This window comes from Haloarcula hispanica ATCC 33960 (assembly GCF_000223905.1).
Taxonomy (GTDB): Archaea; Halobacteriota; Halobacteria; order Halobacteriales; family Haloarculaceae; genus Haloarcula; species Haloarcula hispanica.
The window spans coordinates 190770-214829 of record NC_015948.1; the positions used below are offsets into that span (position 1 = coordinate 190770).

Annotated in this window: 19 protein-coding genes, 1 tRNA gene and 1 rRNA gene; 10 read left to right on the forward strand and 11 right to left on the reverse strand. The window is 64.7% G+C overall.

What is annotated here, in order from left to right; genetic code table 11:
• Positions 1 to 123: 123 nt before the first annotated feature.
• From lpdA to HAH_RS01045, 7 genes are all read right to left on the reverse strand, one after another.
• A complete protein-coding gene (gene lpdA / locus HAH_RS01015) occupies positions 124 to 1542 on the reverse strand; it encodes a dihydrolipoyl dehydrogenase (RefSeq protein ID WP_014039225.1) in 1419 nt (472 codons plus the stop codon).
• Positions 1543 to 1581: 39 nt separating this feature from the next.
• On the reverse strand, positions 1582 to 1890 hold the full coding sequence (locus HAH_RS01020) for a hypothetical protein (RefSeq protein WP_044952118.1): 309 nt from the start codon (positions 1888 to 1890) through the stop codon (positions 1582 to 1584).
• Between the two features lie 145 nt (positions 1891 to 2035).
• Entirely contained in the window at positions 2036 to 3676 is a 1641-nt protein-coding gene (locus HAH_RS01025; protein ID WP_014039227.1) for a dihydrolipoamide acetyltransferase family protein, read from the reverse strand.
• A 3-nt stretch (positions 3677 to 3679) separates the two neighbouring features.
• Positions 3680 to 4678: an alpha-ketoacid dehydrogenase subunit beta gene (locus tag HAH_RS01030; protein ID WP_014039228.1), complete on the reverse strand. Its 999-nt coding sequence runs from the start codon at positions 4676 to 4678 to the stop codon at positions 3680 to 3682.
• Complete coding sequence (pdhA, locus tag HAH_RS01035; protein ID WP_014039229.1) at positions 4675 to 5781, reverse strand: pyruvate dehydrogenase (acetyl-transferring) E1 component subunit alpha; 1107 nt, start codon at positions 5779 to 5781, stop codon at positions 4675 to 4677. Before pdhA ends, HAH_RS01030 begins: the two co-directional genes overlap by 4 nt.
• A gap of 172 nt (positions 5782 to 5953) precedes the next feature.
• Positions 5954 to 6883 (reverse strand): lipoyl synthase, encoded by a 930-nt coding sequence (lipA, locus tag HAH_RS01040; protein ID WP_023843075.1) that lies wholly within the window; start codon positions 6881 to 6883, stop codon positions 5954 to 5956.
• Positions 6884 to 7038: 155 nt separating this feature from the next.
• A complete protein-coding gene (locus tag HAH_RS01045) occupies positions 7039 to 7872 on the reverse strand; it encodes a class I SAM-dependent methyltransferase (RefSeq protein WP_014039231.1) in 834 nt (277 codons plus the stop codon).
• Positions 7873 to 8060: 188 nt separating this feature from the next.
• Here HAH_RS01045 and HAH_RS01050 point away from each other — a divergent pair, with 188 nt between their 5' ends.
• Complete coding sequence (locus HAH_RS01050) at positions 8061 to 10430, forward strand: DEAD/DEAH box helicase (RefSeq protein ID WP_014039232.1); 2370 nt, start codon at positions 8061 to 8063, stop codon at positions 10428 to 10430.
• A 205-nt stretch (positions 10431 to 10635) separates the two neighbouring features.
• Positions 10636 to 10875, forward strand: coding sequence for a hypothetical protein (locus HAH_RS01055; protein ID WP_225306736.1), 240 nt, complete (start codon positions 10636 to 10638; stop codon positions 10873 to 10875).
• Positions 10876 to 11145: 270 nt separating this feature from the next.
• On the opposite strand, the gene HAH_RS01060 is transcribed toward HAH_RS01055, so the two are convergent.
• The gene (locus tag HAH_RS01060) at positions 11146 to 11802 is read right to left on the reverse strand and encodes an HAD family hydrolase (protein WP_014039234.1); all 657 of its coding nucleotides are present in this window, start codon (positions 11800 to 11802) and stop codon (positions 11146 to 11148) included.
• 117 nt (positions 11803 to 11919) lie between these two features.
• Here HAH_RS01060 and HAH_RS01065 point away from each other — a divergent pair, with 117 nt between their 5' ends.
• The 5 genes from HAH_RS01065 to pheT all read left to right on the forward strand — a co-directional run bounded on the left by HAH_RS01065 (position 11920) and on the right by pheT (position 19257).
• Positions 11920 to 12642 (forward strand): topoisomerase DNA-binding C4 zinc finger domain-containing protein, encoded by a 723-nt coding sequence (locus HAH_RS01065; protein ID WP_014039235.1) that lies wholly within the window; start codon positions 11920 to 11922, stop codon positions 12640 to 12642.
• A gap of 263 nt (positions 12643 to 12905) precedes the next feature.
• Positions 12906 to 13940, forward strand: a complete 1035-nt coding sequence (gene endA, locus HAH_RS01070) for a tRNA-intron lyase (protein WP_014039236.1) — start codon at positions 12906 to 12908, stop codon at positions 13938 to 13940.
• A 141-nt stretch (positions 13941 to 14081) separates the two neighbouring features.
• Positions 14082 to 15731, forward strand: a complete 1650-nt coding sequence (locus HAH_RS01075) for a tryptophan--tRNA ligase (protein WP_014039237.1) — start codon at positions 14082 to 14084, stop codon at positions 15729 to 15731.
• Positions 15732 to 16003: 272 nt separating this feature from the next.
• The gene (pheS, locus tag HAH_RS01080) at positions 16004 to 17515 is read left to right on the forward strand and encodes a phenylalanine--tRNA ligase subunit alpha (RefSeq protein ID WP_014039238.1); all 1512 of its coding nucleotides are present in this window, start codon (positions 16004 to 16006) and stop codon (positions 17513 to 17515) included.
• A complete protein-coding gene (gene pheT / locus HAH_RS01085) occupies positions 17515 to 19257 on the forward strand; it encodes a phenylalanine--tRNA ligase subunit beta (RefSeq protein ID WP_014039239.1) in 1743 nt (580 codons plus the stop codon). Before pheS ends, pheT begins: the two co-directional genes overlap by 1 nt.
• Before the next feature lie 45 nt (positions 19258 to 19302).
• Here the strand turns inward: pheT and HAH_RS01090 are convergent, their stop codons facing one another.
• From HAH_RS01090 to HAH_RS01100, 3 genes are all read right to left on the reverse strand, one after another.
• A complete protein-coding gene (locus tag HAH_RS01090; protein ID WP_014039240.1) occupies positions 19303 to 19782 on the reverse strand; it encodes an RDD family protein in 480 nt (159 codons plus the stop codon).
• Positions 19783 to 19821: 39 nt separating this feature from the next.
• On the reverse strand, positions 19822 to 20874 hold the full coding sequence (locus HAH_RS01095) for a quinone-dependent dihydroorotate dehydrogenase (RefSeq protein WP_014039241.1): 1053 nt from the start codon (positions 20872 to 20874) through the stop codon (positions 19822 to 19824).
• Between the two features lie 105 nt (positions 20875 to 20979).
• Positions 20980 to 21177 carry a hypothetical protein gene (locus tag HAH_RS01100; protein WP_004516407.1) on the reverse strand — a complete coding sequence of 66 codons (198 nt, stop codon included), beginning with the start codon at positions 21175 to 21177 and terminating at the stop codon, positions 20980 to 20982.
• A 248-nt stretch (positions 21178 to 21425) separates the two neighbouring features.
• Here HAH_RS01100 and HAH_RS01105 point away from each other — a divergent pair, with 248 nt between their 5' ends.
• From HAH_RS01105 to HAH_RS01115, 3 genes are all read left to right on the forward strand, one after another.
• Complete coding sequence (locus tag HAH_RS01105) at positions 21426 to 21734, forward strand: non-histone chromosomal MC1 family protein (RefSeq protein WP_004516406.1); 309 nt, start codon at positions 21426 to 21428, stop codon at positions 21732 to 21734.
• Between the two features lie 660 nt (positions 21735 to 22394).
• A 16S ribosomal RNA gene (locus HAH_RS01110) occupies positions 22395 to 23866 on the forward strand.
• Between the two features lie 105 nt (positions 23867 to 23971).
• Positions 23972 to 24043 (forward strand) — tRNA-Ala (locus HAH_RS01115).
• Positions 24044 to 24060: the final 17 nt, after the last annotated feature.

Genomic DNA, 24060 nt, shown 5'->3' on the forward strand with positions numbered 1-24060 from the left:
CACCGACAGTTTACTCAATCCACAATATAACCCTTTTGCACGGCGCAAGATTCTGTCTCTCTGTCAGTAAACACCCACAGAGTTGTGTTTGACTGGGCCTTCGTGAACCAGCCCCACACGTTCTCAGCGCGTGTGAACGGCTTCGCCGCGTGCCGCCGCGGCCGCCTCGTGGACCGCTTCGGAGAGCGTCGGGTGCGTGTGGATCGTCCCGGCGATGTCTTCAAGCCGCGCGCCCATCTCGATACCCAGCCCGAGTTCGGCGATAAGCTCCGACGCTTCCGGGCCGACGATCTGTGCTCCGAGCAGGAACTCCTCGTCAGCATCAGCGACGACGCGAACGAAGCCCTCCTTCTCGTTGACCGTGAGCGCGCGGCCGTTGGCCCGTACCGGCATCTGCCCAGTGACCGGGTCGAAGCCCGCCGCCTCGGCCTCGCTCTCAGTCATCCCGACGGTGGCGATTTCGGGGTCGGTGAACACTGCGGCGGGAATCGCCTGATGGTCGAACGCGGCGGGTTCGCCGGCGGCGGCTCTCGCAGCGACCTCGCCTTCGGCCATCGCCTTGTGGGCAAGCATCGGCTCGCCGGCCACGTCGCCGACTGCGAACACCGACTCGTACGCCGTCCGGCACTGGTCGTCGGTCGGGATGACGCCGTTCTCGTCCGTCTGGAGGTCGATGTTCTCCAGCGCGAGCGTGTCCGTGACCGGTTCGCGCCCGACCGCGACAAGACATTTCTCGGCGTTATACTCGGTGACCGCGTCGTCTTCGTCGACGGTCTGGACGCGAATGCCCTCCTCTGTCTCGTCCCAGTCGTCGGCCGCCTCGCCGAAGTTGAAATCGATACCCAGGTCCTCGGCGCGGTCGCGGACGACCGCCGCGACGTCGTCCTCGTAGCCGGGCAACACGTCGCCGAGCATCTCGACGACCGTGACCTCCGCGCCCAGTTTCGCGAACACCGTCGAGAGCTCCATGCCGATGTAGCCCGCGCCGACGACGAGCAGCTTCTCGGGGACCGATTCGAGCGCGAGCGCGTCCTTCGAAGAGAGGATGTGCCCGCCGTCGAACTCGAAGCCGGGGACCGCCATCGGTCGGCTCCCTGTCGCAACGATGGCGTGTTCGAACGACAGCGACTCCGAGCCTTGCCCATCGCCGCCGTGGGCGACCCGGACCGTCCCGTCGTCGATGAACTCGGCGGTCCCCTCCACCAGATTGACGCCGGCGCTCTCACACAGCGACTCGACGCCCCGTGTCAGCCGTGTGACGACGCCGTCTTTCCACTCTGTCATCCCGGCCATGTCGACGGCCGGGTCCGCGAACACACCCATCGATTCGGCCTGCCGGGCGTCGTGGGCGACGTCCGAGGCCGAGATGAGCGCTTTCGAGGGGATACAGCCGTGGTTCAGGCAGGTCCCGCCGTAGGCGTCCCGCTCGACGAGCGTCGTGTCCAGTCCCAGTTGCGCGCCCCGGATCGCGGCGACGTAGCCGCCCGGACCGCCGCCGATAACAAGCAGTTCGGTTCCCGTAGTGACATCTCCGACGACCATACCGGTGCCTCGTCCGGGTCCGTGAAAAGCTATCGCCCTTCACCTCGCTGTCGTGTCTCGCGTGCGCCGGCGATACAGATAATAGCCGACGACCGGTACCGACACCGCAAACGCCGCGAGCAGTGTCGATCCCACCCCGTGGACGATGCCGGCGAGGGCATACAGCGGTGTCGGGGACCAGTCGCCGTCGGTCCGCCGGAGCTGTCGACTGTCGAGAAAGAGGCCGACCGTGAGAAGCAGGCTGAACAGCACACTCGCCCAACTGGCGAGGACGGTCAGAGCAAACGCGCCGAGGAACGTTCCGAGACTCGCTTCACCGGCCGACCCTGACGATATGAACAGGTCCATCGACAGCCGGGAGAGGGCCATACACCCCGGCGGCAAGACGAACAGCGCGGCTAATCCGTACCAGACCCATGTGTCTCTCGTGGAGGGCATCACCAGCCCTGTCGTTCCAGTGACCCGTTTCGGTTTCGATTGCGAACCCGAGTGGCTACTCTAACAGGAGTCGCGTCGGGTCCGTCAGGTACTCCTTGAGCGTGTTGACGAAGCGTGCGGCGTCTGCCCCGTCGATGACGCGGTGGTCGATTGCTAGCGAGAGCGGGAGCGTGGGTTTTGCGACGACCTCGCCGTCTTCGGCCACCGGCCGCTCCTTCAGCGCCCCGATCCCGAGAATCGCCGTCTCTGGGACGTTGATTATCGGGCTGGCGTACTCGCCGCCGATGGCCCCGAAGTTCGTGACGGTGAACGTCCCGCCCTGCATCTCCGACCGCTCGATGTCACGCTCTCGGGCCCGCCCGACGAGGTCGTTGATCTCGTCTGCGAGTTCGACCAGGCACTTCCCGTCCACGTCGTCGACGACCGGCACGACCAGTCCGTGGTCGGTCGCTGCCGCCACGCCGATGTTGTGGACGTCCCTGTAGACGATTTCCTCGTTTTCGGTGTCAAGCGCGGTGTTGAGCACCGGGTGCTGGTCCAGCGCCGCGGCGACGCATTTCACCACGAAGGGCGTGTACGTCAGCGTGACGTCGCGCTCCTCGGCGAGCGGTTGTAGTCGCTCGTGTGCCTCGACGAGGCCGGACACGTCGACCTGGTCGTGGTGGGTCGCGTGGGGCACCTCTCGCCGGGACCGAGCCATCTGTTCGCCGATGGACCGACGGACGCCACGGTACGGTTCGCGGCGCTCGCCGTCGCCTGTCTCGACGGCTGTCGTTTCGGCCCCAGCGCCGCCCGCCTCGGCTGCCGTTCCCGCCGCACCACCTTCGGCGCTGACGGCTTCGGCATCAGCCGCCTGCGCGGCCTGTTGTGCCTCCGCGTACGTCCGAACGGCCGACTCGTCGACGTAGGGCTGGCCGTCCCGGGTCTGGTCGGTCGGGACGGCGTCGATGTTCACGTCGAGTTCGCGGGCGGCCTTTCTGGTTGCCGGCGTCGCCAGCGTCTGGTCGCGATTGGCGGCCGCCTGTCCGTCACCGGAGACACTTCTGACGGCTGACTTGACAGCATTCCCGTCGTCTGTGTCCGCATCGTCGACCTGCGAAACTGCTGTGGTCGGGCCGTCCCCGTCGTCGGACGCCTCCGAAACGACCGACGTGGGGCCGTCGTCACTGTCAGCCGTCTCATCGGCTGACGCCGTGGCCGCCTCGACGTCCCCCTCGGTGACGCGACCGCCCGGCCCGCTCCCGTCGACGGCCGCGATGTCGACCCCCTTCTCACGGGCGAGTCGGCGAACGCTCGGCGAGGCGAACACGCGGCCGTCGGCCGTGCTTGCGTCCGACTGGTCCGACGCATCGGCCGCTGTGGCTTCGCTCGCAGTGTCGTCGGCTACTGCCTCTGTGGTAGCTTCTGCCGATTCGGCGTCGGCCGCACTGCCAGCCGCCGCGTCGGCCGCTTCGGCATCGCCCGCCTCGTCGATAGTGATGAGCACCTCGCCGGTCTGTACCATCTCGCCGACTTCGGCGTGCAGTTCCTGCACGACGCCGTCGACCGGCGACGGCACGTCGACGGCGGCCTTGTCGGTTTCTACCTCCGCGAGGACCTGATCCTCGGTGACGGCGTCGCCCGGCGAGACGTGCCAGGTCAGCACCTCACCCTCTGCGACCCCTTCACCGAGGTCCGGGAGATTGAACTCGAACATGCGTCAGAACTCCACTGCCTCTCTGATACCGTCTTTGATGCGGGCGGGTTCGGGGAGGTAGTAGTCCTCTAAGGCGTACAGCGGGTAGGGCACGTCGAAGCCGGTCACCCGCGTAACGGGGGCCTCCTGATACAGCAGGACTTCCTCCTGAATGGTGGCGATAATCTCGCCGGCCAGCCCACCGGTCTTGGGGGCTTCGTGGACGACAGTCGCTCGCCCGGTCTTCTTGAACGACTCGACGATGGCGTCAGTGTCCATCGGCGACAGCGTTCGCAGGTCGATCACCTCTGCGTCGATGCCCTCCTCGGCCAGTTCCTCGGCGGCTTCGACCGTCGGCCGGGTCATCGCGCCCCAGGTGAACACGGACACGTCGCTCCCCTCACGACGGACCTTCGCCTCGCCCAGTTCGACCGTGTAGGGGTCGTCGGGGACCTCCTCGCGGAACGACCGGTAGATGAGCTTCGGTTCGAGGAAGATGACGGGGTCCGGGTCCCGGATGGCCGCCGTCAGTAGCCCCTTCGTCTCCTTCGGCGTCGACGGGACGACGACTTTCAGCCCCGCCTCGTGGACGTAGAACGCCTCCTTGGATTCGGAGTGGTGTTCCGGCGCGCGGATGCCGCCGCCGTAGGGCGCGCGAACGGTGAGCGGGCAATTGTATCGGCCGCGGCTCCTGTTCCGAAGTCGGGCGGCGTGACTGACAATCTGGTCGAACGCGGGGTACATGAACCCGGAAAACTGCATCTCCGGCACCGGCCGGAGCCCGTAGGCGGCCATGCCGATAGCCGTCCCGACGATGCCGGCCTCCGCGAGCGGTGTGTCGATGACCCGGTCGTCACCGAACTCCTCGTGGAGCCCCTGTGTCGCTCGGAAGACGCCGCCGTTCTTCCCGACGTCTTCCCCCATCACGACCACGTCTTCGTTCCGTTCCATCTCGCCGTAGAGGCCGTCACGGACGGCCTGTACGAGCGTCAAACTCTGTGTGTCTGCGTTCTGTGTACTCATTCCAGTAGCACCTCGTCACCGTGTCGCTCGCGCAGGTCTTCGAGGTAGTCCAGTTGCTGTTCGAGTCGCTGTGGCATCTCCGCGTACACGTCCGCGAACATCTCCTCCGGTTCCGGTCGCTCGGTCGCCTCTGCCTCGTCGATAGCTGTGGCCACCTCCTCCTGAATCGATTCGTCGATGGCGTCGACCCGCTCGTCGTCGAGCAGGCCCTGGTCTCTGAGGAACGCCTCCATCCGCGGAATCGGGTCTTTCTGCTTCCAGTGCTCGACCTCGCTGTCGTCGCGGTACACCGACGGGTCGTCGGCGGTCGTGTGCGCGCCGAAGCGGTACTGCACTGCCTCGATCATCGTCGGGCGGAGCCCGTCCTCGGGCGGGTCGTGTGCCTTCTCGACGGCCTCGCGGGTCACCTGATACACCGCCAGCGGGTCCATTCCGTCGACTTGGACGCCGTCGAAGCCGTAGGCGTTGGCCTTCTGGGCGAGCGTCTCGCTGGCCGACTGGCGCTCCCGTGGCACCGAAATCGCCCACTGGTTGTTGTTACAGAAAAACACCGCTGGCACATCGAACACGCCAGCGAAGTTCAGGCCTTCGTGAAAGTCGCCCTCGGAGGTCGCACCGTCACCGAAGTACACGAGGGCAGCGGTGTCATCGCCCTTGAGTTTCGATGCCCACGCGGCCCCGGTCGCGTGCGGGATCTGTGTCGCAATCGGGACCGCAAACGAGAACGCCTGAACGTCTTCCGGCGGCGAATTACCCGACTCCGACCCCATCCAGTACAACAGGTCGTCCGACAGTGGCCATCCCTTGACGTACATTGCGAGATGTTCCCGGTAGCTCGGGAACGCCCAGTCGCCGTCTCGCAGCGCGAAGGCGCTGCCGACCTGCGAGGCCTCCTGTCCCGACATGGGGGGGTACGTTCCCATCCGGCCCTGTCGTTGCAAACTCACCGCCCGCTGGTCGAAGTGCCGGCCAAGTTTGAGATACCGGTACATCTCCACCAGTTCGTCGTCCGAGAGGTCCGGCACCGTTGCGCCGTCGACCACTGTCCCGTCTTCATCGAGAATCTGTACCCTGTCCGCTGGGTCGCGCTGGAGGACACTCATAGAAACCGCCTCCGTCGAAGTGGCATACGACGACTGTTCACTCGCACTACCTTTAGAGCTTTCGCGGGGCTGAAAAACATCTCCGACGTAGGTATTACTGGGAATATGGGTGCCTAAGACATTCTGAGTCGGTTTAAAATCTGCCCAATTTATTAGTGATAACTCCGATGTATCAGTTGTCAGCGCGCACTTTCGCCCGCGCCTCGTCTGCACTCTGGCCCTCACGCAGGACGCTCTCGACGAACAGTTCGCCGGCCCGGTATGACGACCGGACCATCGGTCCCGAGGCGCAGTACAGGAAGTCGAATTCCTCCTCGGCGACCCGCTGCCAGGTGTCGAAGGCGTCCGGATGGACGTACTCCGAGACCTCCAGATGCGAGCGGGAAGGCTGGAGGTACTGGCCGAAGGTGACCACGTCGACGCCGGCCTGCCGGAGGTCCGACAGCGTCTGGTACACCTCGTGGGCGTACTCGCCGACGCCCAGCATCAGGCTGGTCTTGCTGTAGCAATCGCTCTCGCGGTCGACCTGCCGAAGCACCGAGAGGGACTGCTCGTAGCCCGCCCGGCGGTCCCGGACCGGCCACTGGAGCCGGTCGACCGTCTCGATGTTGTGCGCGATGACGTCCGGATCGGCGTCGATGATCTTTCGTACGAGCTCCGGCTCGCCCTGGAAATCGGGGATGAGACACTCGACGAGGATTGACGGGTCACGCTCTTTGATGGCCCGGATCGTCTCGGCGAAGTGGCCCGCGCCTTGATCGGGCAGGTCGTCGCGGTCGACGCTGGTCAGCACCACGTAGTCCAGCCCGATCTCCGCGACGGCGTCGGCCACCTGTTGTGGCTCGTCGGGGTCTAACGGGTCCATCCCACCGGTTTCGACATCACAGAAGTTACAGCCCCGCGAACAGCGGTCGCCCATCAGCATGAACGTCGCCGTCCCCGGTCCGTCGCGCCCGCTCCAGCACTCTCCGAGGTTGGGGCAGTTGGCCTCTTCACAGACCGTGTTGAGGTTGCGGTCCCGGAGCGTCTGCTTGATATCGGTGAACCGCTCGCCCGACGGTGGCCGCATCTTCAGCCAGTCAGGCTTGCGCGAACGACTCATTACCGGCAGTTAGGTTGGGTCGGTCAAAAACGTGCGGGGGTCATGTCCTCTGTCACATCCCTTGTTGAAGGCCAGTCGGGCGGTTAGGCGGCTCAGCCGAACCGACCGCCACCTGCGCACTCAGGGACATCAACGCTACTGCCCGCGTGCCCACCTCAGGCACGGCAGACCGCAAGCATATGTGCGGACATATCCACGACAGTTCGGTCCGTCCGGAGTTCGTCTACGAGCGCCTGAACACCGGCCCGCTCGTGTGCCGACAGGTCGGCAGCGGTCTCTCGGAGCGATGGAGCGGCGAGTACTGACGCCAGCCCTTCCAGCCCGACCAGCGTCTCGACGGTTACTCCGCCCGCCTCTAACAGCGCCTCGAACTCATCGGCGCGGAAGAAATGGGTCTCGGTGAACGCCGCGTCGTGCCCGAGTTGCGCCACGAACGGGCGGTCGTAATCGCCCGTCTCAGCGAGTTCGGCCGCATTGACGAGGTGTTCCGACTCGCCGACCAGCGAGAGCACCAGCCAGTTGAGCCGCCCCATGACGGAGGCGAACACCGGACTCCCGGCTTTCGTCACCCGGTGAAGCTCCCGCACGGCGGCTGCCCGTTCGTCAGCGTCGAGTATATGCGAAAGCGGCCCACCCAGACACAGCGTCGCGTCGAATACGTCCCGGTCAAACCCGAGGTCGCGCACGTCGCCCGCCTCGACGGCCACCCGCTCTTCGTACCCGTGCTCGGCGATTTTCTCCTGTGCGATAGCTCGCTGGCCCTTGCTGGGGTCGACAAGCGTGACATCGTATCCCTGTTCGGCCAGCCAGACGGCGTACCGGCCAGCACCGCCGCCCACGTCGAGAACGTGTCCCGTGTCGGGGAGGTTCGCTTCGAGCTGTGCAACGGTCCCCGACCACTCCAACTGCCCGTGTAGCGTGGCTGTCAGGCGGTCCCACTCGCTCTCGTCGTTCTCGTCGTAATAGTCCTCGGGGTCACTGAGAGGCACACCTGCGCACTATCAGCCAGCTGAGTTAATTTTTTGCCAGGTGTGCTGGACACTCACACCGATGAACTGCACAGCGAAGCCAGAGAATGCATCCGCTTTTCACACACGTTCGCTCCCCCATAGAAACGCCTTTGCCGTCGCGGAACCGCGACTGTGACGTGTCATCCAGAACCGACAGCGAGCCGACTGTGGCGGTCGCGGAGGTGCTCCCCGAGTTTGCCGATGCCTTCCCGTTCGAGGAGTTCAACCGGATGCAGTCGGCGGCCCTGCCGGCCCTGCTGAACCGCGACGACAACGTCGTCGTCAGCGCGCCGACGGCCAGCGGGAAGACCGCGCTGGCGGAACTGGCCATCTGCAAGACGCTCGCCGAGGACGGGACCGCGCTCTTTCTCGCACCGCTGCGCGCGCTCACCAACGAGAAGGAAAGCGAATGGGAGCGGTTCGAGGAGATGGGCTACTCCGTCTACGTCGTCACCGGTGAACGGGACCTGAACCCCCGCCGCGCCGAGCGGGCCGATATCCTCGTGATGACGCCGGAGAAGGCCGACTCGGCCACCCGGAAACACGAGACCAGCCGCTATTCGTTCATCACTGACGTGGACTGCTGTGTCATCGACGAGGTCCACCTGCTGGACTCGGACCGCCGGGGGGCGGTGCTCGAAGTCACCGTCTCGCGGCTCCGCCGGCTCTGTGACCCGCGCGTCGTGGCGTTGTCGGCGACGATGCCGAACATCGACGACGTGGCCGACTGGCTTGATGCTCCCGACGAGACGACCTTTGCTTTCGGCGAGAAGTACCGACCGGTCCCACTCAACGCCGACGTGAAGACCTACTCCCACGGCGAGAACGCCTTTGCCGACAAGTACCGTCGGCTGTACCGGGCACTTGACCTCGCCGAGCCACACATCCGGGAGGAGGGCCAGGCGCTCGTGTTCGTCTCCTCCCGTCAGGACACGGTCCAGGCCGCGAAGAAGGCCCGTGACGAAATTGTCGAGCGGGATATTCCGATGGGCGCACGCGGGGACTACGATTTCCACAACGACGCCGCCGACCTCTCGAACGACACGCTCCGCCAGTCCGTGCTGGACGGCGTGGGCTTTCACCACGCCGGCCTCGCGCGCGAGGACAAGAACAAAGTCGAGCAGTGGTTTAAGCAAGGGAAGATTCAGCTCCTCTTCTCGACCTCGACGCTCGCGTGGGGCGTGAACCTCCCCGCCCGCTGTGTCGTCATCCGGGACACGAAGCTCCACGACCCGCTTGAAGGCGAGGTCGACATGAGCCCGCTCGACGTGCTCCAGATGCTCGGCCGCGCGGGTCGGCCCGGCTACGACGACATGGGCTACGCTTGGGTCGTCTGTGACCGCTCGGACGCCGACAAGTACCGCCGCCTGCTCCGGGACGGCAAGGAGATCGAGTCACGGCTCGCGGCGGAACTCGACGCCCACCTGAACGCCGAAATCGCGCTCGGGACCATCGACGACGTGGACGACGTGATGGACTGGCTCTCCACGACTTTTTACTATGCTCGCTCGCAGTCGGCCCCCAACGAGTATGACGCCGGCAGCGATCTCCGAAACCGGGTCAGTGACACGCTTTCCGCACTCGTCGACGAGGGTTTCGTCGAACAGGACGGTCTCAACGTCGAACCGACGCGGCTCGGGCAGCTAGCCTCGAAGTTCTACCTCCGGCTCTCGACCGCGCGCCGGTTCGCGGATGTCGCCGAACGGTGTCAGGACGCCGCCGACCCGGACTCCGCTGTCTCCGTTGACGCGGACGACCTGCTGACCGCGGTGGCCGGCGCGACGGAGTTCGACAGCGTCAGCGCCCGCTCCGACGAGGAGGACGCTGTCCACGCGGTGCTGGGAGACAGTGTCGACGACAGTCTCGACGCCGGCCAGCGGAAGGTGCTTGCCATCCTCCGCTCGGGCATGACCGGGACGACGCCCACGGAACTCAAAAGCGACGCGTGGGTCATCCGGCAGAACGCCCTTCGCCTGCTCGCGGCGATGCGGGAGTTCGTCGACACGCTGGGGCCGGCCCGCTACGCGAACCTGGCCTGCCGGGTCGAAGCCAGAGTCGAACACGGCATCAGCGCCGACGCGGTGGGGCTGACGGCCATCGACGGCGTCGGCAGCGGCCGAGCGGGCAAACTCGCCGCCGCCGGGCTCACGTCGCCCGCCGACGTGGTCGAAGCCGGCGAGGACGGCCTCGTCCGTGCCGGACTCTCGGACGGCGTCGCCGAACAGGTGCTCGCGAACGCGCGGGAACTCCCCGTCATCAGTATCGACTGGGGCGATTTCCCCGGGACAATCGCGCCCGGCGACAACGACATGCGGGAGGTGACGGTCAGGAACACCGGCGGCAGCGCCCGCGCGGGCCTGCGAGTGACGGTTAACGGGCGCGAGATGACCGCCAAGCCGTCGTATCTCGGCGAGGCCACGCTTCCGGTTGCCGTCTTCGGCGCGGACGCGGACGAACTCACGTTCACCGTCGAAGTCGCGTTCCCCGCGCTACCGCTCCCGACGATTACCGAAACCCGATCCGTGCTGGTCCGGTAATCGACGTTTCGACTGTCTCTCTGAAACTCGATCAGATAGCTCGATAAAATTTATAAAGCAATCTAAAAGCGTTACAGCGCTCCGTGAAATATCGTTGAAAGGTGCTGAAATCCGGTTAACATTCCGAAAAGAGCACGAATTATCCCCAAGGGTCTGGCGTTTATATGGGGGTATGGGTTCTTACGAAGAAGTGAGGAAGCCCACAATGTCCAGTGCATCGCCCTTCCGTTCCCCGATGGAAGCCGCCCCCAGTAGCCTCATCCTCCGGTCACTCACTCGTCCCTTGCAATTCATCGCGTTCTGGCTGGCTATCGTCACGCCGCTGGCATATCCGCCGCTGTTGCTGGGCGGGCTGGACAGTCAGAGCTTCCTCATCTTCGTGGGTGTCGTTGCCCTCAACGTCTTCGGCCTGCTGGCAGGCCGAGGATACGGTGACCCCGCCTGACCTGGCCGGGTCTTTCCCCTCCACGCCGGCATTTCACGCTGTTTCGTGACGCTCGAATCTCTGCACACCGTACTAATACCCGAACAGTATCGCTTCCCGGTCTCCGGCCCAGTTCTGTATCGGATCGCTATTACCCACCGCTCCTGATACTGCCGGCTGTACGTCTGTGACGAATATCGTCACTTCGGGGTGGCGAATCTCTTGAAATAGTTACAGCCGGAGTATGAGTCTGCCCTCTCTCCGCCCCTGCAAACAGACTATACTCGGCTGTTATACACCGCCTAACAGCACCTCGTGCAGTGTCGCGGCGTCGTCCGCGATCTCGTGGACCATCGACAGGTCCGTCTCATCGCCGTCGCCCCGGAATCCGACGGTCGTCATCCCGGCGGCGACGGCGGCGCGTGCACCCGCGGTGGAGTCTTCGACGGCCCAGCAGTCCTCGGGCGCGACGCCGAGTTCTGCCGCGCCTCGCTCGTAGATGTCCGGTTCCGGTTTGCCGGGGCCGTCGATGTCGCCGGCACTGATGGCGACGTCGAACTTCGAGAGGAGGTCGAAGCGCTCGTCGGCCACGTCGATCCAGGCCCACGGCGCGGAGGTCGTCAGCGCCAGCGCCACGCCAGCGTCCCGCAGGTCGTCCAGTAGCTCGTGTGCCCCGTCGAGGACGGTCGCCTCTTCGCCGTAAATCCGCTCGCCGTGTTTCTCGAACAGACTCTCGAATACCTCACGGCTGATTTCGAGGTCGTACTCGGCATCGAGGTCCGGATACACTTCCCGGTAGTTCCGACCGGTAATGGCGGCGACAGGGATGTCGTCGTTCGGTGCGGCCGTCGGAAGAATGTCCTCGCGCTGGGCACGGACCCAGTGCTCTTCGGATTGGACGAGCACGCCGTCCATATCGAAACAGACTGCAGCCGGTGGTTCGCTCATTGCCCCCCTGTCGCTCGGCGACGGCTTTGGCTGTTCCGACTCCGGCAGCGGTGACCGTTCGACGGGGCCCTGTCGCCGACTGAGGGTTTAAGTACCGGAACCCGGCCAGGTTGGCCCATGCACGACGGAACCCGTGTGATAGCTGGCGAATGTACGACCGTTTTCGAGGGAACGCGCGAGCGGGAGCAGCGCGGCGACGTGCTCGTCGTCGTCAAGCCGGACAATACCGTCCTCGTTCATGATGCTGAAGGGTATCAGCCGGTCGCGTGGCTCACGCGCGCCGAAAGCGTCACCATCGACGACGGGGCGGTGACCGCCCGCGACGGCGACGAACTCCTCCGGGTGGTCCCTCACGAGGAACACGGCAGTGCCCGCTATCCGGCCTCGAACGCTGGTGTCCCGGTGCGTGACTGCCCCGACTGCGCCGGAACGCTGGTCCGCACCCGAAGCGATGTCACCTGTACTGGCTGTGACGCCGCCTACGGAATTCCGAGCGATGCCGCGGTCACCGGCGGCCGCTGTGACGACTGCGGACTCCCCACGCTTCGGGTGGAACGCGGGCGGGCGTTCGAACTGTGCCTTGACCGGGATTGTGACTCGCTGGACGACGCTGTCACCGCGGCCTTCGACCGCGAGTGGGACTGTCCCAACTGCGACGGTGACCTGTTGATGCTCCGCCGCGGCGGCCTGCTCGCCGGCTGTGAGCACTACCCCGACTGCGACACCGGCTTCTCGATCCCGTCAGGCGTCGTCGTCGGCGACTGTGACTGTGGCTTGCCGCTGTTCGAAACTGCCGGGGGAACGCGGTGTCTGGACAGCTCCTGTTCGGAATTGGGGTGAGGTTTCAAGACTGTGTTTGCTGGGGGTACAGTTCTGAACCTCCTGAGAGTCTACTTAGCCAGTGTTGCCCAACCGACACTGGGTGGGAATGAAAGGGGCGAGACGCTGGCGGAAGGCGGCTGGTTCAAGCACCGCAGCGAAGCGAGGCGCGCAGACCTGCCCCCGACTCCAGCGTCTCGGGGCTTTCTGGCCCTTTGTGTCCGCGACTGTGAAAACAGACCTGACCCGCAGGGGCTTTGTCGCCGCGGGAGCCACGTCAGAGCATGGAACTGACGCTCGACGGTGATGTCGTGCGGGCCGGCTACGAGGCGCGCGAGCGGTTCTACGACTCGCGCGGCTACGGGAAGGTCCGCAACGGCGACATCGACCTGTCCCCGGTGGAGGCCGCACACCTCCTCTACCGCGGAGATATCGAGAGCATCGACGGGATGGACTTCCGCGCGTTCCTCGGGTCGGCGGCCGTCTCCGAGGTCGATTTCGCCGTCTACAAAGACCTGCGGGACCGCGGTTTTTACCTCACGCCCGCCCGCGAAGGATGGGTCGACGACGCCGCGGGCGCGGACTTCGTGGTCTACCCGCGGGGAAAGGGGCCGTGGGACAACGAAGTGGCCTACCGCGTCCGGGTTATCGGCGAGCGTGATACCGTCGACGCGACGGCCCTGGGCGGCTGCGTGCTGGCGGTCGTCGACGAGGAGAGCGAAGTGACGTACCTCGATACCGACCGACGCGAGGTCTCCGGGACCAGCGACGCCGCCGTCCCAGCGACGGCGGGTGAACTGCTCGGAGAGCGGGTGGTGTGCTGGGAACCGCCGGCGGAGCTGTACGATCAGGCATTCTACGGGCAGCAACTTGGCGACGACGGCGCGGTCCAGCTCTCGCTCGTGGAGGCCGCGTATCTCGCACAGGAGGGGCTGCTCACGGTCGATGGCGGGGCCGACGCTGTCGTCGGGCGGGGTCGCGAGGTCGAGGGCGACCGCTTCGACCGCCGGCTGGCCGTCTATACGGCGCTGCGAGCGAGCGGCGTTGCGCCAAAGACCGGCTTCAAATTCGGCGCGGACTTCCGGACCTACGCCGACGTCGAAAGTGCCGAGAACCTTGGGCACTCAGAGCTACTGGTGCGGGTGCTGCCGGCCGACCACCGCTTCGAGCCGCGGGACCTCGCGCTGGACGTTCGCCTGGCCCACGGCGTCCGGAAGACGATGGTGTTCGCTCTCACGGCGGACGGTGGCGACGGTAGTGGCGATAGCGGCAACGGCAACGATCTCGAGTGGATCGCCGTCGAGCGGCTGACGCCCTGATCTGGTCGCCACTTCACCGGCCGGTGGTCATTCATCTGTTCCCTGATACGCCGCTCTGTGTGGCGCACCGAAACGAACCCTTTTTGCGCCGACCGGAACCAAAGCACCTGTAACGTGGCTCACCGCGAGCCGAGCACATCCATGACGACAGACGATTCCCACCACGACGACGCATCGCCCGACGAGGACCGCCGCCAGTCGGGCGGAACGTGGCGGGAGCCTGACGCCCGCTCCGGCGGCGAGTCGGTGCTACCGGACGGCGGCACTGAGGCCGAAGGGGCCGACGAGGCGACGCTCGACCCCTGGGGCTCCTCGACTATCGCCGACTACCGCAAACTGTTCGAGCAGTTCGGCATCGAGGCGTTCGACGAGGTGCTCCCCGAAGTTCCCAATCCCCACTACCTGATGCGGCGGGGCGTCATCTTCGGCCACCGAGACTACCGACCGGTCGCCGAAGCGATGCGCAACGACGACCCCTTCGCCGCGCTGTCGGGGTTCATGCCGACCGGCGACCCCCACATCGGCCACAAGCTAGTCTTCGACGAAATCATCTGGCATCAACAGCAGGGCGGGGACGCACATGCGCTCATCGCGGACCTCGAAGCTCACAGCGCCCGCGGGCTGTCCTGGGACGAAATCGACGAGCACGCGACGGACTACGTCCTTTCGCTGCTTGCGCTCGGATTCGACCCCGATGAGGGGACGCTGTACCGCCAGTCCGACAACCGCGAGGTGCAGGACCTCGCGTTCGAACTCGGCGCGGAGGCGAACTTCTCGGAACTGCAGGCCATCTACGACTTCGACGGCGAGACGGACGTCTCCCACATGCAGTCGGTCGTCACCCAGATGGCGGACATCCTCTACCCGCAACTGGACGGGCCGAAGCCGACGGTCATCCCCGTCGGCCCGGACCAGGACCCGCACATGCGGCTGGCCCGGGACCTCGCCGCGCGGATGCGGTTCTTCGGCGTGACGGAGGCCTTCGCCAGCTTCGAGGCCGACGCCGTCGAGCGGACGCTGCTCCGGCAGGCCTACGATGCTCGGGAGGAGTACGCCGAGGACGTCGACCGGCCGCGGTGTGGCGAGGCCGCCGACTGGCTGCGCGACCACCAGCCAGCGCCCGCCGACGCCCGCGAGTCCGTCGTCGCCAAACTCGCCGAGGCGGGCAAGGAACCGCTCCGCCCGCGAATCCGGTTCCTCGACCGCAACGCCACCGAGGCGGCCTTCGAGGCCCTCATCGAAGCCATCGACGGCGAGAAACGGGTGTACGACGAGCACATCGACACCTTCGATCTGGACCACGCCGAGGCTGAGGAGCTGGCTCGCCAGGTCGAACTCGACAACGGCGGCTACGGCTTCCAGCCGCCGTCCTCGATCTACCACCGGTTCATGACCGGCCTCACCGGCGGCAAGATGTCCTCGTCGATTCCAGCCTCCCACATCTCGCTGCTGGACGACCCGGAGGACGGCTACGACAAGGTAAAATCGGCGACTACCGGCGGTCGCTCCACGGCCGAGGAACAGCGGGAGAAAGGCGGCAAAGCCGACGAGTGCCCGGTGTATGAACTGTACGCGTATCTGCTCTCGGGCGACGACGACGAGTTCGCCAAAGAGGTCTACGACGAGTGCGTCGGCGGTGAACGCCTCTGTGGCGGCTGCAAAGAACAGGCCGCCGAGCTGATGGAGCAGTTCCTCGAAGAGCATCAGGAGAAACGCGCTGAGTGGGAAGACAGGCTCGAGGAACTCGACATCGACCTCGACTCCGACCGCGCGCCGACGAGCGCGGACTGAGAACCGGGCCGCCACACATGTTTCGTGTCGAGACGAGTACACGCACAACGCTTTTAGCCGCTAATCACAATCGCTCAGATATGGCACCCGAATCCCACCCAGGCGTCGCTCGTCAGCCACTCGACAGTCCGGGGTTCGGCTTCTTCTTCGCTGCCTGATCGTGTGTGGACTCTGACGGCGTCGAGAGGCGTGGTCAGACGAAACCGCGAACAGGAAGTGAGAACCGTTAACTGAGCGACCCGCGGTTATCCCCACAAGACCGAGACACCCGTATGAAACGACCACAGGCACAGGTGGCCGTCCTGCAGGCCGCCGACGCACAGGAAGACAGGCGTATCGACGACGTGGCTGCGGAGGCTGACCTCAAGCCGGAAGCGGCCACCAGAGCGGCGTTCGAACTCGAAGCCGACGGACTGCTTGCCGTCTCCGAGGAGACGCTGGAACACTACGAACTCACCGAGGAAGGCGACCAGTACGTCCGCGAGAGTCTGCCCGAACAGGACCTTTACGAGGCAGCTATCGACGCCGGCGCAGCTGATGGTCCGGTCCAGATGGGACAGGTCATCGGCGCGTCTGGCCTCGAAGGCGGCGCGGTCGACATCGCGCTCTCGAACTACGCCCGCAAGGCTTACGGTGAGATCGACAGCGGCGAAATCACGGCCAACCAAGACGCCGACCCCGGGTCCGACCCCGAGATGCTGGCACTGGAGGCCGTCGCAGACGGGCGTGTCGAGGACGCCGATGCGGACGCGCTCGAGCAGTTGGAACGGCGTGGGCTCCTCGACGTGCGTGAGGAAACCGTCCGCTCGGTCCAGCTCACCGACGACGGTGTCACCGCGCTGATGGAAGGTGTCGAAGCCGCCGAGACGGTTGACCAGCTCACCCCCGAGATGCTCACCAGCGGCGAGTGGGAGGACGTTGCCTTTACCGAGTACAACGTCGAGGCCGACGCCGAGGACGTGAGCCACGGCAAGGAGCACATCCTCCGCCAGACGGCCAATCGCGTGAAGGACACGCTCGTCGGCATGGGCTTCTCCGAGATGGAGGGCCCCCACGCCGACGCCCAGTTCTGGATCAACGACTGCCTGTTCATGCCACAGGACCACCCGGCGCGGACCCACTGGGACCAGTTCGCCCTGGAGGAGCCAGAGGAGATCGGCCACCTCCCCCCGGACCTCGTCGAGCGGGTCCGCTCGGCCCACAGGGACGGCGTCGGCCCCGACGGCGAGGGGTACCACTCGCCGTGGACCGAGGACATCGCCCGCGGGATGGACCTACGGGGCCACACCACCTCGCTGTCGATGCGCTATCTCTCGGGCCATCAGGTCGGCGAACTCGACCCGCCCGAACGCTACTTCAGCGTCGAGAAGGTGTACCGCAACGACACGCTCGACCCGACCCACCTGCTCGAGTTCTTCCAGATTGAAGGCTGGGTGATGGCCGAGGACCTCTCCGTGCGGGACCTGATGGGGACGTTTACGGAGTTCTACGAACAGTTCGGTATCACTGATCTGGAATTCAAGCCCCACTACAACCCCTACACGGAGCCGAGCTTCGAACTGTTCGGCACCCACCCCGAGACCGGCGAGGTCGTCGAGGTCGGCAACTCCGGTATCTTCCGCGACGAGGTGCTCACGCCGCTCGGCGTCGACTGCGACGTGATGGCGTGGGGCCTCTCGCTCGAACGACTACTCATGCTCATGTATGGCTTCGAGGACATCCGCGACGTGCACGGGACGCTCTGTGATCTTGAACTGCTGCGGGAGACGGAGGTGATGCGCTGATGCCGGTCGTCGACGTCGACCCCGATGAACTACGGTATCTGACTGGGCACGACGAAAAAGACGACGACGAACTCAAGTCGGACCTGTTCAATCTCGGGCTGGAATTCGAGGGCTGGACCGAGGACGACGAGTTCCAGCTAGAGTTCGCGCCCGACAGACTCGACCGCCTTTCCGTCGAGGGGGTCGCGCGGTCGCTGCGCTACCACTACGGCGACGACCGCGGCGTGGAGGTCCCCAACACGAACAGCGCCGACTGGAGCATCGAGGTCGAGGACCAGCCCGACGAGCGTCCCTACGTCACCGGCGCTATCGTCCGCGGCCTGGATATGGACGAAGCGGCGCTGGAGTCGCTCATCCAACTGCAGGAGAAGCTCCACGCGACGATGGGCCGCAAGCGGGCGAAAGGCGCGATTGGGGTTCACGACCTGACGATGTTGAAAGGCGACTCGGTCACGGACGAGACTGGCAAGTCTATCACCTACACCAGCGCCGACCCGGACGAGGCGACGTTCGTCCCGCTGGACGCCGACGCGGAGATGACCCCCAGCGAGGTCATGGCGTCTCACGAAACCGGCCAGACCTACGGTGACCTCGTGGCCGACTTCGACCGCGTCCCGGCCATCTACGACGCAATCGGCCTGTTCTCGTTCCCGCCGGTCATCAACGGCCGCCGGACCGAGGTCAGCGTCGACTCCCGGGACCTGTTCATCGAGATGACCGGGACCGACCAGTGGACCATCGACCACATGTGTAATATCGTCTGCTACGCGCTCGCCGCCCGCGGCGGCCAGGTCGAGAAGGTCGACGTGTCCTACGCTGATGACGCGCCCGGAGAGTACGCCGGCAAGACGCTGGAACGGCCGGACTTCTCCGTCCGGACGAAGACGGTCACGCACGACCGCATCGAGTCCATCCTCGGCGTCTCGCTGGATAGCCGCGAGGTCATCGACTACGCCGAGCGCGCTGGCCTCGACGCGAGCGAGACTGAATCTGACGACGGTGTGGCATACGACGTTGAGGTCCCACCGTACCGCGTCGATGTCATCCACCCGCTGGACATCATCGACGACATCGGCCGGGCGCTCGGATTCAACAGCCTCGAACCGACTTACCCCGACGTGTCGACGGTCGGCGGTCGGCATGAACGGTCTCGGCTTGAGGACGCCGCCCGCGACGCTCTGGTCGGGCTGGGCTTCGAGGATTTGCTGAACTTCCACATGATAAACGAGGCCGAGAACTTCGAGCGAATGGGCCTTGACCCCGACAACCCGGACGGGGATGTCGTCGGCCAGACCGACCCGGTCACCATTCAGGAGCCCTACAGCGAGGACTACACCATTCTCCGGACGTGGGCGCTCCCGTCCATCATGATGGTGCTGGAAAACAACACCCACCGGAGCTACCCGCAGGACCTCGCCGAAATCGGGCTGGCCGCCGGTCTCGACGACTCGGAGAACACCGGCGTCGCCGAACACCGCACTGTTGCCGCCGCGCTCGCGCGCACGGACGCCTCATACGAGGACGCGAAGGCCCGCCTGCAGGCGCTCGCCGACGCCTTCGACAAGGACCTCGAAACGCCACCAACCACGCATCCGTCGTTCATCGGCGGCCGCGCCGCCGAGGTCGTCCTCGACGGTGAATCGGCCGGTGTCATCGGCGAGATTCATCCGAAAGTGCTCGTCGAGCACGACCTGGAGCTGCCGGTCGCAGCATTCGAGTTCCGGCTGGACGCGCTGGAATAGCTTCGACTGCGAGCGGAGTGAGCGTCCAATTCTCTCCGCGCTGCTCTACTTGTCGCTCGGGTACACGTACTCTACGTCGCTCGGTTTTCCTGTGGCCTCTTCGTCGGTTTCGACCACGATGGTCGAGGAGAGCTTGTTGAACAGCCGCAGGCCCTCTTCCTCGTAGGCAAGCCAGCCGACGAGGATGTCGATGGGGAGCAGGAACGCCTTCCCGAAGCTCTCGATGGCTGCCGTGCCGTAATCGATGGCGTTGCCGCGTTCGTCTGTCACGGCGATGTTCATCACCATTTTCCCGACCGACTGCCCTTGCCGGCCTTCGAGCACTGTCCAGTAGACGAACAGCCCGAGCCCGTTCAGGCCGGTGACCGGAGTGGTACCCGAGAGGCCGCCGGCCAGGAGAGAGAACACGCCAGCGGTCTCGCCAAGTGCGGAGAGGACGGCACCGACGAGCAGGATGTCGAGGAGCCACGCGAGAAAGCGGTCGTCCCAGGCGGCGATGTGCAGGGTGCGGGGACTGTCATCCATGCTGGCGGTTCGCCGTAACTGTACTTCAAGATTCGCCGGCTACAGGTCCACGCCGACGGCGTCCTCGGCCGAGTCGAAGCCGTCCTCCGCGAGCAGGTCGAGCAGCCCCTCGTTGATTTCGCGGGCGATGGACGGGCCGCGGTACACTAGGCCGGTGTACAGTTGGACGAGTGAAGCCCCGGCCCGAATCTTCCGGTATGCACCCTCCGCCGTCGAGACGCCGCCGACGCCGACGACGGGCACGTCGACGCGCTCGGCGACGAACCGGACCATCTCGGTCGCCTGGTTCTCGATCGGCTTCCCCGAGAGGCCGCCCGTCTCGACCGCGTTCGGCGAGCGCAGACTGGCGGGCCGTTCCGTCGTCGTGTTGGTCGCGACGACGCCGTCTAGGTCGAGTTCAGTCACCAGATCAAGTGCATCCTCAACTGCCGGCTCGGGGAGGTCCGGCGAGAGCTTCACGAGCAGCGGGGCCGCGCCAGCGTCCTGTAGCTCACTGAGGATCGCTTCCATCGCGTCGCGGTTCTGGAGCTCCTCGAAGCCCTCCGAGTTTGGACAGGAGACGTTGACGACGAAGAAGTCCCCGCCTTCGGCGACGCGTTCGTACGTGGTCCGGTAGTCGTCGGGGGCCTCGCTCGTTCCGACGTGTTCGGTCTTGGCGATGTTGACGCCGACCGGGAACGGCGCATCGACGTTCTTCAGTCGCTCGCCGATGACGATGGCCCCGTCGTTGTTCAGGCCCATTCGGTTGATGATGGCCTCGTCCTCCCTGAGCCGGAACATCCGCGGGCGGGCGTTGCCGGCCTGTGGCTCGGCCGTGACGCCGCCGACCTCGGCGAAACCGAAGCCGAGCGACGCCAGCGCTCCGGGGATGGTCGCGTTCTTGTCGAAGCCGGCCGCGACCCCAACTGGGTTGTCGAAGGTCTGGTCAAACGCCTCCACTGCGAGTCGGTCGTCAGCGACGGTGTAGCGGTCGGCCATCGCCTCGGCGACCCGCGTTCCGTCGACTGCCTCCAGCAGTCGGTGGACGCTCCGGTTGGCAGTTTCGGCTGGCAGTGAAAACAGGAGTGGTTTCGCGATATCGTAGGGTCTCATTGTGATGGTAGTCCGGTTGGCCCGAAAAACAGTGGTGACCGGTTGATATCGGGCGATGGCTCCGGCATCTCCGCCCGGTGGCACTGTGTCACCGTCGATGGTGCCTCAAAAGTCGTGTTCGACCTCTTCGGGGTCGGCCTTCTGGATGATAATCTTGTTGTCACGGACGCGGACGAACACCTCGTCGCCGATCTCCATCCCGGCCACGGCCAGCTCGTCTTCGTGAATGTTGATATGTACGTTGTGGTACTCGCCGTCCTCATCTTTGGCGCCACTCGGGCTGAGCTTCTTCTTTCGCACCATCGCGCTATCCTACTCCGCACTTCACCGCAGGATACACTTAAGTCTACCGTGCCGCCGGCCGCTGGCTGGTGGTTTTGTGGACGCGCGTGACGATTTCGACCCGAATATTCGGCTTGAACTGGCCGGTTTGCTGGTTTGAACCGGTACGTGATGGCTTCAATTTATAAAGGTACCCCCCGACGGAGGGCGGATTGGGGGGTATATTTATGTTCTGCCATGTGCTGAATTGGCATGGAGCGGTGAAATCCATGGCACCCGACAGTGACAAGCGCAACTTCGCACTGCGCGAAGACGGTGACGAATCGAGCGTCTTCTCGGGCGGAACACCTCGACAGGCTGCGCTGAAGGCAGCACGTCGACTCGAGCCGGCCGACGGTGAAGATCAGGCTGACCCTGAGGAGATACGACTACGGGAGAAAGGAACCCACAAAGTCCACATCTACGAGGCGTGGGCATGGGTCGAGGAAGCACCCGACGACAAACCCGACTGGATGCCCGGCGACATCACGAAAGGGAACGTCTCGAAGCAGGGCGTCGAACACCTAGACGAGATCTAGGTCGCATTCCCGACATTTTCGGTGCAACGCCCGGCCGGTAGCGGCTGCTGTAACTGTTCGTGCGCGCGCGGAGTCGACGTCTGTTTCGGCGTCCCATTCCCGACACGCCGTACTGACCGTCTGCAGTCGTGTGCAACACTCTCCCCCGTGTAATCTTGTCCCGTAGGCGACTCCCTTCGACGGGGTTAAGTGTGGCTCACCCATCGGAATGAAATGCGAACGCGGACAGGGGCCGACGCCCCCGAACGAACGCACTCGTTCCGACGCCCTTAAGTGTAACAGGGCATTCGGAATGAACGCGAAGGTCGCTCGCGTCGTGCGGTTCGACGCGAGCCCCATCCGATGCCCTTAAGTGTAATAGGGCACTCGGAATGAACGCGAACGACGTTCGGTCGGGGTGTTGAACCCCTGCCGACACGGACCAGGCGGGATCGACTCGCCAACGAAACTCGAAGCCTTTATGGTGGCTTCGAGACAACAATCAGGTCCGAAGAAATGAGGATTCCACCCCTGCGGTCCGCCGTCAAGATGGGATCTGATGTTAGCCCTGATAGTTCGGTGACACTCGGTCGACGGGTGTCCTCGAACACCCTTCGATAGCGACCACACCCATTATATGGGTGTGATCCCGCCTAACCCCCCGGCATTGTGCCGGGATACATTCCGGTTGATCCTGCCGGAGGCCATTGCTATCGGAGTCCGATTTAGCCATGCTAGTCGCACGGGCTTAGACCCGTGGCATATAGCTCAGTAACACGTGGCCAAACTACCCTACAGACCGCGATAACCTCGGGAAACTGAGGCCAATAGCGGATATAACTCTCAGGCTGGAGTGCCGAGAGTTAGAAACGTTCCGGCGCTGTAGGATGTGGCTGCGGCCGATTAGGTAGATGGTGGGGTAACGGCCCACCATGCCGATAATCGGTACGGGTTGTGAGAGCAAGAACCCGGAGACGGTATCTGAGACAAGATACCGGGCCCTACGGGGCGCAGCAGGCGCGAAACCTTTACACTGCACGACAGTGCGATAGGGGGACTCCGAGTGCGAGGGCATATAGCCCTCGCTTTTCTGTACCGTAAGGTGGTACAGGAACAAGGACTGGGCAAGACCGGTGCCAGCCGCCGCGGTAATACCGGCAGTCCAAGTGATGGCCGATATTATTGGGCCTAAAGCGTCCGTAGCCGGCCGGACAAGTCCGTTGGGAAATCGACGCGCTCAACGCGTCGGCGTCCAGCGGAAACTGTCCGGCTTGGGGCCGGAAGACCTGGGGGGTACGTCCGGGGTAGGAGTGAAATCCTGTAATCCTGGACGGACCACCAATGGGGAAACCACCTCAGGAAGACGGACCCGACGGTGAGGGACGAAAGCTAGGGTCTCGAACCGGATTAGATACCCGGGTAGTCCTAGCTGTAAACGATGCTCGCTAGGTGTGCCGTAGGCTACGAGCCTGCGCTGCGCCCTAGGGAAGCCGAGAAGCGAGCCGCCTGGGAAGTACGTCTGCAAGGATGAAACTTAAAGGAATTGGCGGGGGAGCACCACAACCGGAGGAGCCTGCGGTTTAATTGGACTCAACGCCGGAAATCTCACCGGTCCCGACAGTAGTAATGACGGTCAGGTTGACGACTTTACCCGACGCTACTGAGAGGAGGTGCATGGCCGCCGTCAGCTCGTACCGTGAGGCGTCCTGTTAAGTCAGGCAACGAGCGAGACCCGCACTTCTAGTTGCCAGCAATACCCTTGAGGTAGTTGGGTACACTAGGAGGACTGCCGCTGCTAAAGCGGAGGAAGGAACGGGCAACGGTAGGTCAGTATGCCCCGAATGGACCGGGCAACACGCGGGCTACAATGGCTCTGACAGTGGGATGCAACGCCGAGAGGCGACGCTAATCTCCAAACGGAGTCGTAGTTCGGATTGCGGGCTGAAACCCGCCCGCATGAAGCTGGATTCGGTAGTAATCGCGTGTCAGAAGCGCGCGGTGAATACGTCCCTGCTCCTTGCACACACCGCCCGTCAAAGCACCCGAGTGGGGTCCGGATGAGGCCGTCATGCGACGGTCGAATCTGGGCTCCGCAAGGGGGCTTAAGTCGTAACAAGGTAGCCGTAGAGGAATCTGTGGCTGGATCACCTCCTACTGATCGGGATCAGGCCTCTGGCCTGACCCACCTTTCGGTGTTCGAGAACTCCGTCGACCGGGCACCTATGAACTATCAGGGCTAACAACCGTGCGGATCTGCCGGGCCCATAGCTCAGCGGGAGAGCGCCGCCTTTGCAAGGCGGAGGCCCTGGGTTCAAATCCCAGTGGGTCCATACGACGTGCCAGCCCC